Below are 15,982 nucleotides of genomic sequence, written 5' to 3' on the forward strand. Positions count from 1 at the left end.
GCTTTTCTGTGGATGATTCGGTGGAGCGATCCGGCCGCCCAGGCGGCCCTCACATCATTGCCGGGAATAAGGGTTCAGCAAGCCTTGCGCTCGGCCGCTTCGATGGCCGCCGCCCATTGCAGCCTGGCGTGCTGGGCATTGGCATATACCTGCTCGATGGCCGCGCCGTCGCCAGCGGCAATCATCTCCCGGATGCCCTGCAATTGCACCAGGTAAGCGTCGACTTCGGTGAGCAGCGCAGCGCGGTTGGCCAGGGTGATGTCGCGCCACATCTCCGGCGAGGACGCGGCAATCCGGGTGAAGTCACGAAAACCGCTGGCCGCATACTGGAACAGTGTCTCGGCATGGGGCTTGGCGGCGATGTCGTCCACCAGCGCAAAGGCCAGCACGTGCGGCAGATGGCTCACCGAGGCGAACACCGCATCATGCTGCTGCGCCGAAAGACGATGGATGACCGCACCGCAGGCCCGCCAAGCCGCGGCCACGGTTTCCACATCGGCCTCCGTGTTCTCGGGCAAGGCGGTGATGACCACCTTCTTGCCTTCATACAGTTCGGCCAGAGCCGCTTCCGGCCCGTGCTTTTCGCGCCCGGCAATCGGATGGGCCGGAACGAATTGGGCAATGCGTGCACCCAGCGCCTTGCGGGCGGCGGCCACCACGTCGCTCTTGGTGCTGCCGGCATCGGTGACGATGGCTTGCTCGCCCAGGTGCGGCGCGATCGAGGCGAGGATGGATTCGGTCTGCGCCACGGGCGCGGCCACCAGGATCAGGTCGGCGCCGGCCACGGCCGCGGCCACATCGGTGGCGAAGGCATCAATGATGCCCAGTTCGCGTGCCCGCTCCAGGCTCTGCACGGAACGACCCACGCCGACGATGTGCGCAACCTGACCGGCGCGACGCAGCGCCAGGGCGAACGAGCCGCCGATCAGACCCACACCGAAGATGACGACTTTCTTGAACACGTTGGACTCTGCCTTGAAGGATGTCAGGACCACGGGCGCTTACAGGCCCAGCGGATAAGAGCCCAGCAGCTTGAAGAAGGCAGCGTTCTGGCGCAGTTCTTCCAGCGCCTTGGCGACCTTTTCATCTTGCTCATGGCCTTCGAGGTCGACGTAGAAATAGTATTCCCACGCCCCCATGCGGGCCGGGCGCGATTCGAAGCGCGTCATCGACACCCCATGGCGCGCCAGCGGCGCCAGCAGATTATAGACCGCACCGGCCTTGTTGGGCACCGACAGCACGATGGAAGTCTGGTCGCGGCCTGAAGGCGCCGTGCGCAGACGGCCGATCACGGCAAAGCGGGTGCGGTTGTGCGGGTCGTCCTGGATGTGGGCATTGACGGTTTGCAGGCTGTACTTCTGGCCGGCGATCTCGCCGGCTATGGCTGCCACACTATTATCTTCACCTGCCATGCGGGCTGCCTCGGCGTTGGAGGCCACCGCCTGGCGTTCGATGGCAGGATAATTCATATTGAGCCATGCATTGCACTGAGCCAGGGCCTGCGAGTGGGCACAGATGCGGGTGATGCCCTCCATCTTGCCGCTGGCGGTCATCAAGCTGTGATGCACTGGAATGGCCACTTCGCCGCTGATGGTCAGGGTGGTCTGCAGCAGCAGGTCCAGGGTGCGATTGATCACGCCTTCGGACGAATTCTCGATGGGCACCACGCCGAAATCGGCGGTACCGGCTTCGGCATCGCGGAACACTTCATCAATCGAAACGCAGGGCAAGCCCGAGATGGCATGGCCGAACTGCTGGTACACCGCCTGTTCGCTGAAGGTGCCTTCGGGGCCGAGGTAGGCCACCGTCACGCGCTTTTCCAGCGCACGGCAGGCCGACATCACTTCGCGGAAGATGGTCTGGATATCGGTGCCCAGCAAGGGACCGGGATTGCGGTCGGCAGCACGGCGCAGCACCTGGGCTTCGCGCTCGGGGCGGAACACCGGGGCATTGGTCTCGGCCTTGACGTGGCCCACTTCCTGCGCGACGCGGGCGCGCTGGTTCAGCAGGTCGAGGATCTGCGCATCGATAGCATCGATCTTCTGGCGCAGGGGCAGCAACTTGTCGTCACTCATCTTGCTCTTTCAGTATCTGCACGCCGCAGCCCGGCGCAAAGACCGGCCTGCGGCGCTGTTTGGCGTGGCGTTGGCAGGGCGTGGCAGAAGACCAGCACCGCACGGGCAACGCGCCCGGGGAGGTACAGCCTCAGCCGTGCTGCCGTTCGAAGTCTTTCAGGTAATCGACCAGGGCCTGTACGCCCTCGATCGGCATCGCGTTGTAGATCGATGCTCGCATACCGCCGACCGACTTGTGGCCTTTCAGCTGCAGCAGGCCGCGCTCTTTGGCGCCGGCCAGGAAGGTGTCATTGAGCGACTCGTCGCGCAGGAAGAACGGCACGTTCATGCGGGAACGGCAATCCGCTGCGATCCGGTTGCTGTAGAAATCGGTGCTGTCCAGGTAGCCGTAGAGCAGCTCGGCCTTGGCGATGTTGCGCGCTTCCAGCGCAGCCACGCCACCCTGGCGCTTGATCCACTGGAACACCAGGCCGGCGATGTAGATCGCATAGGTCGGCGGGGTGTTGTACATGGAGTCGTGGTCGGCCACGGTCTTCCAGTCGAAGGCCGAGGGGCAGAACGGCAGTGCGTGACCCAGCAGGTCTTCGCGCACGATGACGATAGTCACACCGGCCGGGCCGATGTTCTTCTGGGCGCCGCCGTAGATGACGCCATATTTCGACACATCCACCTCGCGTGAGAGGATGTGCGAGGACATGTCGGCCACCAGCGGTGCGCCGTCGGTGTCGGCAGCGACCTCGGGGGTGTACTGGTATTCGACGCCGTCGATGGTCTCGTTGCTGCAGATATGCACATAGGCCGCATTGCGCGAGAGCTTCCAGTCAGCGCGCGCCGGGATGCTGGCGAACTTGCGGTCGGCCGAGGAGGCCGCCACGTTCACAGTGCAGTAGCGCCCCGCTTCCTTGATCGACTTGGTCGACCAGGAACCGGTGTTGATGTAGTCGGCCACACCGGCTTCATGCTTTCCTGCGGGCGAACGCAACGCCGCCAGGTTCATCGGGATGATGGCGTTCTCGGCGATGGCCCCGCCCTGCAGGAACAGCACCTTGTAGTTGGAAGGAATGTTCATCAGCGCGCGCACGTCAGCCAGCGCGGCCTCGATGATGGACATGTATTCCTTGCCGCGATGGCTCATCTCCATGACCGACATGCCACTGCCATGCCAGTCCAGCATCTCGTCGGCTGCCTGTTGCAGCACTTCCTTGGGCAATACCGCCGGACCGGCGGAAAAGTTATAGACCATTTCTGCGTTCGCCATCAAAAAAGGCGGCAGGCGCGTTGCCCACCGCCCTGGACTTGCTTCACTCGCCAGCGGCAGGTGTCTCACCGCCGGCGGCCTCGGTACCTTCGCTTTCGATCACGTCTTCCACATCGGACTCAACCACGCGCTGCAGGCCGGACAGCTTGGTGCCGTCTTCCACTGCTATCAGGGTCACACCTTGGGTGGCGCGACCCATCTCGCGAATCTCGGAAACGCGGGTGCGGATCAGCACGCCACCGGTGGTGATCAGCATGATCTCATCGCTGGAGTCCACCAGGGTGGCGGCCACGACCTTACCGTTGCGCTCGCTGGTCTGGATCGCGATCATGCCCTTGGTGCCACGGCCATGGCGGGTGTACTCGGTGATCGGAGTACGCTTGCCGAAGCCGTTTTCGGTGGCGGTGAGCACCGACTGCTGCTCGTTTTCAGCCACCAGCAGGGCGATGACCTGCTGCGTTTCTTCCAGGTTCATGCCGCGCACGCCACGGGCGGTACGGCCCATCGGACGCACATCGTTTTCATCGAAGCGTACGGCCTTGCCGCCATCCGAGAACAGCATCACGTCATGCTGTCCATCGGTCAGCGCGGCACCGATCAGGAAGTCGCCTTCATCCAGGTCGACCGCGATGATGCCGGCCTTGCGCGGATTGGAGAAGTCAGACAGCGGCGTCTTCTTGACCGTTCCCAGGCTGGTGGCCATGAAGACGTAGCGGTCATCCGGGAAGCTGCGGTTGGCGCCCGACACCGGCAGGATCACCGTGATCTTTTCGCCATCCTGCAGCGGGAACATGTTGACGATGGGCTTGCCGCGCGAATTGCGCGAACCCTGCGGCACTTCCCAGACCTTCAGCCAGTACAGGCGGCCACGGTTGGAGAAGCACAGGATGTAGTCGTGCGTGTTGGCGATGAAGAGCTGGTCGATCCAGTCGTCATCCTTGGTCGCCATGGCTTGCTTGCCGCGACCGCCGCGCTTTTGCGCGCGATACTCGGAGACCGGCTGCGACTTCATGTAGCCGGTGTGCGAGAGCGTGACCACCATGTCCTGCGGCGTGATCAGGTCTTCGGTAGCCAGGTCGGTGGCGTTGTGCTCGATGGTGGAGCGACGCTCGTCCTTGGCGCCGATGCCGAAGTCGTTCTTGGCTGCGTTGAGTTCGTCGATGATGATGGCCGTCACGCGGGCCGGCTTGGACAGGATATCCAGCAGGTCGGCGATCTGCGCCATCACGTCCTTGTATTCATTGACGATCTTGTCCTGCTCCAGACCGGTCAGGCGTTGCAGACGCATCTGCAGGATTTCCTGAGCCTGTTCGTCGGAGAGCTTGTAGAGGCCGTCGGACTGGATGCCGTAATGGGCCGGCAGGCTTTCCGGGCGGAAGGCTTCGATGCCGCCTTCGTTGGCTTCGCCGGCGCGGGCCAGCATCTCGCGCACCATGGACGAATCCCAGGATTTCGACATCAGCTCGGCCTTGGCGATCGGCGGGGTCGGTGCGGCACGGATGATGGCGATGAAGTCATCGATGTTGGCCAGTGCCACAGCCAGGCCTTCGAGCACGTGGCCGCGTTCGCGCGCCTTGCGCAGTTCGAACACGGTGCGGCGGGTGACCACTTCGCGGCGGTGCGACAGGAAGCATTCCAGCAACTGCTTCAGGTTCAACAGGCGCGGCTGGCCATCGACCAGCGCCACCATGTTCATGCCGAAGGTGTCTTGCAACTGGGTCTGCTTGTACAGATTGTTGAGCACCACTTCCGGCACTTCACCGCGCTTCAATTCGATGACCACGCGCATACCCGACTTATCGGATTCGTCGCGCAGGTCGGAGATGCCTTCGAGCTTCTTGTCGCGCACCAGCTCGGCGATGCGTTCGAGCAGCGCCTTCTTGTTGACCTGGTAGGGCAGCTCATCGACGATGATGGCGATACGGCCTTCGCGGCCATATTCCTCGAAGTGTGTCTTGGCGCGCATGACCACGCGGCCACGGCCGGTGCGGTAACCATCGCGCACGCCCGAGACACCATAGATGATGCCGCCGGTCGGGAAGTCCGGCGCCGGCACCAGCTCGATGAGTTCATCGATGGTGCAATGTTCATTGGCCAGCAGGTGCAGCGCGCCGTTGATCACTTCGGTGATGTTGTGCGGCGGAATGTTGGTGGCCATGCCCACGGCGATGCCGGAGGAGCCGTTGACCAGCAGGTTGGGGATACGGGTCGGCAGGACCGAGGGTTCCTTTTCCTTGCCGTCGTAGTTGGGCACGAAATCGACGGTTTCCTTCTCGATATCGGCCAGCAATTCGTTGGAAATCTTGTCCAGGCGGCACTCGGTGTAACGCATCGCAGCCGCACCGTCGCCGTCGATGGAACCGAAGTTGCCCTGGCCATCGACCAGGGTATAGCGCAACGAGAAGTCCTGAGCCATGCGCACCAGGGTGTCATAGATGGAGGCGTCGCCGTGCGGGTGGTACTTACCCATGACTTCGCCGACCACGCGCGCGCACTTCACGAACGGGCGGTTCCAGACGTTGTTCATCTCGTGCATCGCATACAGCACGCGGCGGTGCACCGGCTTCAAGCCATCGCGCACATCCGGCAGTGCCCGACCCACGATCACGCTCATGGCGTAATCGAGGTAACTCTTGCGCATCTCTTCTTCGAGGGAAATGGGGATGGTTTCTTTAGCGAATTGATCCATTGGAGAGTCGAAAGATGTTTCCCGGCCAGAAAAGCGTGCCGGGCGGGCGTGGCCCTTGGACTGATCAGAACGGTGCATTCTAGCACGCCAAGAAGGTCAAAAGCCCGTCAAACGCCCTCATCGCCCCGGCAACGGCTCGCTTCGGGCTGCAGCAGCATCGCGACAAAGGCTGGCAATGCAGTCCCAGCATGTGAGAGTGGCAGGCCGTGCGCGACGACTCGCTATATATATTAGAGGCGACAAGCTGCCAGCCCGAGAGGACAAGCTGCACATGGGCAACTAAGGCGCGCACTGTCCGGCATCGATTTCCCGAGCTCTCGGAGCGATAACAAAGTGCAAATGAGTGGAAATTTTTATGCACGGCATTTTCTTTTCTCCGCCATCAGGAAAAACATGAGGCCAGTGCAACGCACAATGCCGCAGAGAAAATGGCAACTACTTGCCGACGTGAAAATGAGCGAACCGTATGAAATATAAGGATTTTCTTGAAAAAACCCGGCTTTTTTCTGCTGCAACGGAACAAAAACAGCCCGAAAATATCCCGTTGCGAAGAAACAACACAGTCCCAAAAACGTTGTCTGGACCAATTGGCAAGCATCGCTGAAGGGCAATCCGTGTGGCAGAATGGCGGCTAAGTTCATTACTAGCCCCATGGAACAAGGGCCAGTGACGACCTGAACACATGATATTATTCATTTTTTGATGTCGTAATCTTGTAGCGCAGTTTATCTGCGGATATCTCACCCGAGAGGAGAAACATGAACAAATTAGCAAAACTCGTCTTCGCTGCTGCGTCCGCAGCCATCGCTCTGTCTGCCACCGCTCAGGAAACCAAGGACATCAAGGTTCGTCCGGGCAGCCTGTACCTGCAAGATGGTCGTGACGTCGTTACCCGCAGCGGTTACGGTCTGTGCTGGCAAACCGCCTTCGCCAACGGTCCTTGCGAAGAACCGCCGGCCCCGGCTCCGGTTGCCGCTGCTGCTCCCGCTCCTGCTCCGGCTCCTGTCGCTGCTCCGACCTCCGAAAAGGTCACCTACGCTGCTGACGCTTTCTTCGATTTCGACAAGGCAACCCTGAAGCCGGCTGGCAAGGCCAAGCTGGATGAACTGGTTGGCAACCTGAAGTCGATCAACCTGGAAGTCATCATCGCCGTCGGCCACACCGACTCGATCGGCTCCGTCGCCTACAACCAGAAGCTGTCGGTTCGTCGTGCTGAATCCGTCAAGGCTTACCTGGTCTCCAAGGGCGTTGAAGCCAACCGCGTCTACACCGAAGGCAAGGGCAAGTCGCAACCGGTCGCTGACAACAAGACCGCTGCTGGCCGCGCCAAGAACCGTCGCGTGGAAATCGAAGTTGTGGGCACCCGCAAGTAATCGATTGACGCTACAAGGCTCTACCAAGAACCCCGCTTCGGCGGGGTTTTTTTATTGTCGATGCGTTTGCGCCTCAGCGCTCTTTTGCACTGCGTATTGATCTGGCGCGCCTGACCGCCCCTGCCGGTTTGGGCTATCATTAGGCCCCATGAATATGACCAACGCGACCAATGCGACCATGAACGCCGATCCCCAAGAGATCCAGAAATTCAGTGAACTGGCCCATCGCTGGTGGGACCCGGGTTCCGAATTCCGTCCCCTGCACGAAATCAACCCGCTGCGCCTGGAGTGGATCAATGCCCGTGCCCCGCTGGCCGGCAAGAAGGTGATCGACATCGGCTGCGGCGGCGGCATCCTGGCCGAATCCATGGCCAGGAAAGGCGCGGATGTTACCGGCATCGACCTCTCCGACAAGGCCCTGAAAGTGGCCGACCTGCACAGCATGGAGTCGGGCGTACAGGTGCGCTACGAAAAGATCGCCGCCGAAGACATGGCCGCGCGCGAAGCCGGCCAGTATGACGTGGTGACCTGCATGGAAATGCTGGAACACGTACCCGATCCGGCCGCCATCGTGCGCGCCGCTGCCACCCTGGCCAAGCCGGGCGGCAAGCTGTTCTTCTCGACCCTGAACCGCAACATGAAGTCCTACCTGATGGCCATCATCGGCGCCGAATACGTGCTGCGCCTGCTGCCCAAGGGTACGCACGATTACGCCAAGTTCATCACCCCGGCCGAGCTGGCGCACTACACCCGTGAGGCCGGCCTGCAGATCGATGCCTTCAAGGGCATGGGCTACAACCCGCTGACCAAGATCTATTCACTCAACGAAGACACCAGCGTCAATTACCTGGTGGCCTGTACCAAGCTGGCCTGAGCCTGCGCCCAGCCCGACCGCCGAGGCCCCTACCGCTCGCCGCCGCAGCCCCGCGCTGCGGCGTTTTTCTCCACAGCACTGACACACCATGCCACTACGCCCTCCGCGCGCAATCCTGTTCGACCTCGACGGCACCCTTGCCGATACCGCCCCCGACCTGGCGGCCGCCGCCAACTTCCTGCGCCACGAACGGGGCCTGGAAAATGCCCCCTATGAAAACTTACGCCCGGTCGCCTCGGCCGGTGCCCGTGGGCTGATCGGTGCAGCGCTGGGCATCCATCCGGGCGACGAAGAATATGAAGCTTTGCGCGTGCGTTTCCTGGACCGCTACCAAGCCAACATGACCACCCACAGCCGCCTCTTCGACGGCATCCCGGAACTGCTGGCGCAACTGGAAGCACGCGGCATCGCCTGGGGCATCGTCACCAATAAGGCGGCGCGCTTCACTGATGTGCTGGCGCCGCAGATCGGCCTGGGACATGCCGGCTGCATCGTCTCCGGCGACACCACCCCGCATTCCAAGCCGCACCCAGCGCCCCTGCTGGAAGCCGCGCGACGCCTGCAACTGCCTGCCGCAGACTGCTGGTACGTCGGCGACGACCTGCGCGACATCCAGGCCGGACGCGCCGCCGACATGCCCACCATCGCCGCCGCCTGGGGCTATTGCGGCCACACCGAGCCGGCCGGCTGGCAAGCCGATGCGCTGCTGCATGAGCCGCTGCAGATCCTGACGCTGCTGGCCTGATTGCCCTCTGCGCGCACCCTCGTGGAAACTTGAGCGCGACTTTCCCCTCCTACTCCCGCGCAGCCCGGCGTTACAGCCAAGGCGCTGCGCATTAGAATGGCGGCAGACCGGCATCCATCCGCCAGGATAGGCGTGCCACCGCCCCACCTACCATCACAATCAGAACCGGCCACCTGCGCAGCCATTGCGCCAGGACGGACCGGCACCGACAAGGGAAACCATAATGAGCAAGCCGGGCATCGCCGCACTGACCCAACACCCCACATGGCAACGCCTGCGTCGACCGCTGCGCTGGCTGGCCTGGACCGTGGCAGTCCTGCTGACCCTGGCCGCATTGAGTTGGGCCGCGCTGCCGGCGCTGGTGCGCAAGATCGCCATCGACCAGACCCAGGCCCAGATCGGCCGCAAGCTGGAGATCGGCCAGATCAGCTTCAACCCCTTCAAGCTGGCCCTGCGCGCCTCCGACATCACACTCTACGAAGCCGATGGCAAGCGCCCCTTCTTCAGCACCCAGGGCTTGCTGGCCGACCTGTCCTCGGCCTCGCTGCTGCGCCTGGCACCGGTGCTGGATGAAATCAAGCTGACCACACCGCAACTGCACCTGGTGCGGCTCGATGCCGATGGCATCGGCCACTACAATTTCTCCGACATCCTCGACCGCCTGGCCGCGCAACCCAAGAGCGAAGGCCAGGCGCGCTTCTCGCTGGCCAATGTGCAATTGCAAGATGGCGCAATCCATTTCGAAGACAAGGTCAGCGGCAAGAACATCGACATCGCCGCACTGCAAGTGGGCCTGCCCTTCATCTCCAACCTGCCCGGCAATATCGACAGCTATGTCCAGCCGCAACTGTCGGCCATCATCAATGGCACGCCGCTACACCTGAAAGGCCGCAGCAAACCCTTCACTGCCTCGCAGGAATCGGCCTTTGCCATCGATATCGATCAACTGGACCTGGTGAGCTACCTGCCCTTCGTCCCGGCCGAGCTGCCGGTGGCGATCCAGAGCGCCAAGCTGAGCACCCGACTGGACCTGGGTTTCACGCGCAAGGATGCCAAGCCCACCGTGACCCTGGCCGGCGACATCCGCCTGGATGACATCGCCCTGCAAGACAAGACCCGCGCCCCCCTGCTCAAGGCCAAGTCGCTGGCCCTGCAGTTGAAGCAATTCGACCTGCTGGCCGCCAGCGGTGAAGTCAGCCAGCTCACGCTGGAGCAACCGCAAGTCTGGGCCAGCATGAATGCCCGTGGCGAGCTCAACTGGGTGCGCGCCTTTGCCAGCCCCACCAAACCCGCTAGCAAGCGCGCCAGCAGTGCTCCCTCCAAGGCCACCACCCCTGCCGCAACAACGCCAGCCGCGGCCATCGTCCTGCAACAACTGAACCTGCACGGTGGTGAAATCAACTGGCGCGACGAAGCCAATGCCGCCCCCGCGCAAACCATCAAGCTCAGCAAGGTCGAACTCAACGCCGCCCAACTTTCCACCGCCGCCGATGCACAGCCGGCGCGCCTGACCCTGTCGGCCGTGGAAAACGGCCACGGCAAGCTGGGCTTCGATGGTCAACTGCAACCCCTCAAACCGACGCTGGCAGGCAAGATCACGCTGGACGGCGTGGACCTGGCGGGCTACCAGAACTACCTGGCGCGTGCGCCCATCACCGACCTGTCCGGCAAGCTCTCCGGCAAGACCACCCTGCAACTGCGTGAAGACCATCTCAAGCTCGACGACAGCAGCGTGCAACTGGCCGACCTGCGCCTGAACCCGCCCGGCCAGGGCGCCCAACCCTTGAGCCTGTCATCGCTGTCGCTGCAGGCCCCCACGCTCAGCGATACGCTGGACCAGGCCATCCCCTTCAAGCTGCAGGCGCGCTTCGACCAGAACGGCAGCGCCGAACTGAGCGGCCACGCCGCCCCGCACTTCAAGAACGTGGAGCTGGAGCTGGACATCAAGGACTTGCCCATCACACCCTTCCAGCATTACTTCAGCAACGTGCTCAACGTCACCATCAGCAGCGGCCTGGCCAGTGCCAAGGGCAAGCTGGCCATCACACCGCCACTGCAAGAACGCAAGCTGGCGCTGGACTACAAGGGCAGCGCCGCCGTCACCAACCTGCGAATGCAGGACAAGCGCACCGGCACCGACTTCCTGCGCTGGCGCACGCTGGAGCTGGCCGGCATCCAGGCGCGCCTGGGCGGACGGCCCCAGGTATCGCTGGAGAAAGTCACGCTAGCCAACTTCTACGCGCGCGCCATCCTCTCCGAGCAGGGTCGCCTGAACCTGCAAGACATCGTGGTGGCCGATGCCCAGCAACAGGGTTCGATCACGGACGACAAGAAGGGGAGCAAGGAAGCGCCGGCGAATACCGCCAGCAACACGCGCAAGACCACCTCGACCGCAGCGCTCACCAGCGCGGCACCAACGGCCGACACCCCCATCGTGCAAGTCGGCCAGGTCGTACTGCAAGGCGGCAACATCAACTACACCGACAACTTCGTCAAACCCAACTACACGGCCAACATGACGGGCCTGGCCGGCACCATCGGCCAGATTTCCTCGGAAAAACCGCAACCGGCACCGGTCAACATCAGCGGCAAGATCGACAACGACGCCCCGCTACAGATCTCGGGTGCGCTCAACCCCCTGTTCAAGCCCATGTACCTGGACCTGAAGGCCAGCGCCAATGGCGTACAGCTGCCGCGCCTGACGCCCTACTCGGCCAAGTACGCCGGCTATCCGATCACCAAGGGCAAGCTGTCCATGGACGTGCAATACAAGATCGAAAACGACAAGCTGGTCGCCCAGAACGACCTGCGCATCGAACAGCTCACCTTCGGTGAACGCGTGGATAGCCCCAACGCCACCAATCTACCGGTGATGTTGGCGGTATCGCTGCTCAAGGACAGGGAGGGCAACATCAACCTGAACCTGCCGATCTCGGGCTCGCTCTCCGACCCGGAGTTTTCGGTGGGCGGCATCATCGTGCGCGTATTCGTCAACCTCATCGTCAAGGCCGTCACCTCGCCCTTCGCCTTGATCGGCTCGATGTTCCGCGCTGACGAACACATTGGCGACCTGCATTACATCGCCTTCGCCCCCGGCTCTTCCGAGATCGACGACGAGGTGCGCAAGAAGCTCGACGCACTCGGTTACGCCCTGCATGAACGCCCCGGCATCAAGCTCGACATCACTGGCCGCGTCGATCCGCAGGTCGACGACCAGGGTCTGCGTCGTGAAGCGCTGGAGCGCAAGATGCGCGGCTTGAAGCGCGCCGACCTGATCGCCAAGGAAGGTCAGCCCTCCGGCCCGGTACGCATCTCCGCGGCCGAGCGCGGCAAGTACCTGGAGCGGGTCTACAAGGACAGCACGTTCGACAAGCCGCGCAACATGATCGGCCTGACCAAGTCGCTGCCTGAGGCCGAGATGGAAAAGATGATCCTGGAGCACACCGACATCACCCAGGACGACCTGCGCAACCTGGCCCAGCGGCGTGCCGACCAGGTGCGAAATTATTTACAGGAACAAAGCATCATCGAACCGGCGCGTATCTTCCTGATCGCGCCCAAGCTGGATGGCGCTGGCCTGCCGGCCCAGGAGCCGAAGGCACGGGTCGATCTGACGATACAGTGAGGCAAAGGCCGCACAGGCCAGCCTTGAAAAGCCAGGCGCTGCCCATACAGTAGGGAGTAGGTTATAATCGACCTCCCGCCGATCAAGCGGGCGCCTCTTCAGGAAGCTCTGCGAGAGGCCAGCGTAATACGCAAGTTCACGCGCCCAGCGGGATTTGCGAAGCTTCAACACCACGGGGCCGACTTGGTTTCGACAGGGGTTGCAAAGCGGAACAGGGCATGCCGAGGACTGGTTACCTCGTTAATCCATCCGGAACTGCTTAAATGCAAACGACGAATCTTACGCTCTCGCAGCGTAAATCGCACCTAGAAACCTAAGAAACTTCTAGCTCTACAGCACTTCTTCCCTGGGGTGTGCTGGCAACAGCGGTAGAGTCATTTACAGGGAATCGTGGCGTATGGGGTTACTTCATACGTCATTAAATCCAAGGTAACTCGTCCTGTCGAAGCGTGTGCGTCCGCGTCGCCAGGATTAAAACCAATTGGCTGCACTACGCATGTAGAACTGTCTGTAGAGTGCTTCTGGACGCGGGTTCGATTCCCGCCGGCTCCACCAAATATCTGTCCTTTGAAGTCCAGGGACATCTAGAAAACCCGCTTTTCTCCCAGGAGATAGCGGGTTTTTTGTTTATTGCGTCCAAGCGAGTTCGTTGACATCTGTGTTCTTTGGGGCTCGCCGAGGTCTTGACGCAACTCACGGAGCGGCGCGAACCCATGGTCATCTGATCTGCCCGTTTCTTCAGTCCAAGCCAACTTGAAATAGCGCCGATGCGCTCACCATTTTTTGGCGAGATCGCGTCCAGCACATCACTTCTTCAGCCTCGTGTTTCTTGTTCCAATATCTTAAGGTTCTTCACCTCACTGACATCCGCTTCACCGCATCGCTGGCGTCAGCCAGTAAGACTTTTCTCACTCACGCCGTAGCAATGGCTACCGCCCCCTGATCAGCCTCCCATGCGAGAAATCCAATACAAAAATTGCCTGCTAATTAGTTAGAAAAATTAAAGAAAATACTTAAAAAAAACGGGGAATATCTCCCTCTCCGCCAGCCTTGTTAAATTAAAGTCAACGATTGTTATTGTTGCGCGCAACTATTTCATTAATTGCTGCTTGGAACGGTGTAATGGGCCTTCCAGATCATCGGCCGGCTCAATATAATCAGCACGCAACAAAAATAAGTTACGACCGTAAAGAAATACATTCAACGAACTAAATGATTACGGCGTAAATTCACCGCACCAAGTGACTTAAGGTTTGGGGGTCAAACCGATATTCAAAAACAGGAATCTCTGTTTTTTCATGAAGAGGGGTTGGGTAGGTATGTCGTTATTGCACAAGTTGTCGGTGGGAAGGCGTTTGGCCTTGGGTTACGCAGTGATCGTGGGACTGATGGTGGCCATGCTGCTGGTCATGCTGGGGCAGCTCCGTGCGGTGGGTCAGGCTAACGATATTCTTCAAGAAGAGCAGGCCGAGCGGCTGTCGCTGGCTAAGGAATGGCGGGAAAACATCGTTGTCAACGTGGCGCGGGCATTGGCACTGGGGGTGACCGCCAACGACACGCTGCTGAAATTCTTTTCTGACGACATGGCCTACCTGGTCAAGCGCACTACCGAAATCCAGAAGCGCTACACCGAACTTGACCAGACCGAGGAAGGCAAGGCCATCCTCCAGCGCATGGGCGAAGAACGCAAGCGCTATCTGGTCGTGCGCCAAAAGCTGGAGGAAGTCGGAGCCGATGCCGCCACACGCGCGCAACTGGTACAAGACATGCAGTCGATCGCCACGGCCTACATCAAGCAGGGCACCAATCTCGTCCATTATCAGGAGAAACGCACCCACGAACTGGGCGGCGAGATCGACGCTGCCCTGGATCGCTCTCGTCTGGTGCTGCTGGGCGCGACGGCAGCCAGCATTGTCTGCGCCATCCTGCTGGGTTGGCTGTTGACCCGCAGTATCGCCGCGCCGCTACATGAGATGCAGACCCTGACCTTGCGAATCGCCGCCGGTGACCTGACGGCCAGCGTGCCAGCGGCGCAAGGGCGTTCGGAACTAGCGGCCCTGCTCAACAACGTGGGCAACATGCAGGAATCACTGCGCTCGCTGGTCAGCAAGTCACGCCAAGCCGCCATGTCGGTGAACCAGGCCAGCAGTGAGGCTGCCGCGGGCAATAGCGACCTCAGCGCCCGCACCGAGCAAGCAGCTTCCAGTCTGGAGCAGACCGCCAGCGCAATGGAGCAAATCGCTTCCACCGCCCAGCAATCGGCCGAGTTTGCGCGTTCGGCGAACCACCAGGTGAGCAAGGCGTCCGACGTGGCCCAGCAAGGTGGTCAGGTGATGGGCGATGTGGTGCAGACGATGAACCGTATCGATGAAGCCAGCCGACGCATCGCCGACATCATCAGCGTCATCGACGGCATCGCCTTCCAGACCAACATCCTGGCGCTGAACGCGGCGGTCGAGGCAGCGCGTGCTGGCGAGCAGGGCCGCGGCTTTGCGGTAGTGGCCTCGGAAGTGCGCACACTGGCCCAGCGCAGCGCCACCGCAGCACGCGAAATCAAGGACCTGATTAATGCCTCAATGTCGGCGGTCGGTGGCGGAATGAGCCTGGTCAACGACGCGGGCAAGATCATTCGGGACGTGGTGCAGAACGTCGACTTGGTGCGCAAGACCATCGCCGAGATTTCTGTGGCGGCCGAAGAACAAAGTCGCGGCATTGGCGAGGTGAATGCGGCGATCTCCCAGCTCGAACAAGCTACGCAGCAAAATGCGGCACTGGTGGAGCAAACCACGTCTGCGACCCTGCAACTGAACCAGCAGGCGGTCGTGCTGGCTGAAGTGATCAGCGACTTCAAGCTGCCGCTTGAGCACTCCGCACTGGTCATCGAGATGTAAGTCAAGTTGCGGGGCGGGTGAGGAGGGGCAGATACTGCGACTGCTTACCTACATGACTTTGAATGCGCTGGTCGGAAAGCACGACGCGCACGCCCTGCCCCACACAACATTATCTTTCCAGCAACACAATTCTCGTTCCCGCCCCTACCAACCACGCGCATGTTTTGTTGGGGAATTAGAGAATCAGGCACAAAAAAAAGCACGTCCGATTCCAACATTCACGACGAAAAACGTACCGAAACGACAACGCCCGCACAGCGGATAGTCTCGGTGGGTGTGGCTTTCCGCGTTTTTGTATGAAAATTTCGTGTTAATTCAATAGGGTTTTGTCGTACCATTACCCCGCTTACAAAATGTAACCATTTACGACACTGGATTAACGCTGCAAATCAATAAAAGACAGCCTACTTCCTTGACGGTCCGTACTCGGCGTGCGCAGAAAGTTGGGCAAA

General features: G+C 61.1%; 10 protein-coding genes and 1 other RNA gene. 6 read left to right on the forward strand and 5 right to left on the reverse strand.

The window, feature by feature from the left end:
* Positions 1–74 precede the first annotated feature (74 nt).
* From RC54_RS25800 to RC54_RS25450, 5 genes are all read right to left on the reverse strand, one after another.
* Complete coding sequence (locus tag RC54_RS25800) at positions 75–962, reverse strand: prephenate dehydrogenase (RefSeq protein ID WP_174526050.1); 888 nt, start codon at positions 960–962, stop codon at positions 75–77.
* A 39-nt stretch (positions 963–1,001) separates the two neighbouring features.
* Positions 1,002–2,075 carry a prephenate dehydratase gene (pheA, locus tag RC54_RS19520; RefSeq protein WP_058896555.1) on the reverse strand — a complete coding sequence of 358 codons (1,074 nt, stop codon included), beginning with the start codon at positions 2,073–2,075 and terminating at the stop codon, positions 1,002–1,004.
* Between the two features lie 130 nt (positions 2,076–2,205).
* On the reverse strand, positions 2,206–3,318 hold the full coding sequence (gene serC, locus RC54_RS19525) for a 3-phosphoserine/phosphohydroxythreonine transaminase (protein WP_061788711.1): 1,113 nt from the start codon (positions 3,316–3,318) through the stop codon (positions 2,206–2,208).
* A 58-nt stretch (positions 3,319–3,376) separates the two neighbouring features.
* Positions 3,377–6,022, reverse strand: coding sequence for a DNA gyrase subunit A (gene gyrA, locus RC54_RS19530; protein ID WP_061788710.1), 2,646 nt, complete (start codon positions 6,020–6,022; stop codon positions 3,377–3,379).
* Positions 6,023–6,375: 353 nt separating this feature from the next.
* A complete protein-coding gene (locus tag RC54_RS25450) occupies positions 6,376–6,663 on the reverse strand; it encodes a hypothetical protein (RefSeq protein WP_156425871.1) in 288 nt (95 codons plus the stop codon).
* 117 nt (positions 6,664–6,780) lie between these two features.
* Here RC54_RS25450 and ompA point away from each other — a divergent pair, with 117 nt between their 5' ends.
* From ompA to RC54_RS19560, 6 genes are all read left to right on the forward strand, one after another.
* Positions 6,781–7,395 carry an outer membrane protein OmpA gene (ompA, locus tag RC54_RS19535; RefSeq protein WP_061788709.1) on the forward strand — a complete coding sequence of 205 codons (615 nt, stop codon included), beginning with the start codon at positions 6,781–6,783 and terminating at the stop codon, positions 7,393–7,395.
* Between the two features lie 148 nt (positions 7,396–7,543).
* Complete coding sequence (gene ubiG, locus RC54_RS19540; RefSeq protein ID WP_061788708.1) at positions 7,544–8,269, forward strand: bifunctional 2-polyprenyl-6-hydroxyphenol methylase/3-demethylubiquinol 3-O-methyltransferase UbiG; 726 nt, start codon at positions 7,544–7,546, stop codon at positions 8,267–8,269.
* Positions 8,270–8,357: 88 nt separating this feature from the next.
* Positions 8,358–9,014: an HAD family hydrolase gene (locus tag RC54_RS19545; protein WP_058896560.1), complete on the forward strand. Its 657-nt coding sequence runs from the start codon at positions 8,358–8,360 to the stop codon at positions 9,012–9,014.
* Positions 9,015–9,237: 223 nt separating this feature from the next.
* The gene (locus tag RC54_RS19550; RefSeq protein WP_061788707.1) at positions 9,238–12,639 is read left to right on the forward strand and encodes a DUF748 domain-containing protein; all 3,402 of its coding nucleotides are present in this window, start codon (positions 9,238–9,240) and stop codon (positions 12,637–12,639) included.
* Between the two features lie 174 nt (positions 12,640–12,813).
* Positions 12,814–13,194: a transfer-messenger RNA gene (gene ssrA, locus RC54_RS19555) on the forward strand.
* Positions 13,195–14,000: 806 nt separating this feature from the next.
* The gene (locus RC54_RS19560) at positions 14,001–15,530 is read left to right on the forward strand and encodes a methyl-accepting chemotaxis protein (RefSeq protein WP_164471229.1); all 1,530 of its coding nucleotides are present in this window, start codon (positions 14,001–14,003) and stop codon (positions 15,528–15,530) included.
* Positions 15,531–15,982 lie beyond the last annotated feature (452 nt).

This window comes from Herbaspirillum rubrisubalbicans (assembly GCF_003719195.1).
Classification (GTDB): Bacteria; Pseudomonadota; Gammaproteobacteria; order Burkholderiales; family Burkholderiaceae_D; genus Herbaspirillum; species Herbaspirillum rubrisubalbicans.

What these genes read in the sequence shown, in the direction of transcription:
- gyrA (WP_061788710.1), bottom strand. Translation starts at nt 6,022, where the DNA reads ATGGATCAATTCGCTAAAGAAACCATCCCCATTTCCCTCGAAGAAGAG.
- serC (WP_061788711.1), bottom strand. Translation starts at nt 3,318, where the DNA reads ATGGTCTATAACTTTTCCGCCGGTCCGGCGGTATTGCCCAAGGAAGTG.
- ompA (WP_061788709.1), top strand. Translation starts at nt 6,781, where the DNA reads ATGAACAAATTAGCAAAACTCGTCTTCGCTGCTGCGTCCGCAGCCATC.
- ubiG (WP_061788708.1), top strand. Translation starts at nt 7,544, where the DNA reads ATGAATATGACCAACGCGACCAATGCGACCATGAACGCCGATCCCCAA.
- RC54_RS19545 (WP_058896560.1), top strand. Translation starts at nt 8,358, where the DNA reads ATGCCACTACGCCCTCCGCGCGCAATCCTGTTCGACCTCGACGGCACC.
- RC54_RS25450 (WP_156425871.1), bottom strand. Translation starts at nt 6,663, where the DNA reads ATGAACTTAGCCGCCATTCTGCCACACGGATTGCCCTTCAGCGATGCT.
- pheA (WP_058896555.1), bottom strand. Translation starts at nt 2,075, where the DNA reads ATGAGTGACGACAAGTTGCTGCCCCTGCGCCAGAAGATCGATGCTATC.
- RC54_RS19550 (WP_061788707.1), top strand. Translation starts at nt 9,238, where the DNA reads ATGAGCAAGCCGGGCATCGCCGCACTGACCCAACACCCCACATGGCAA.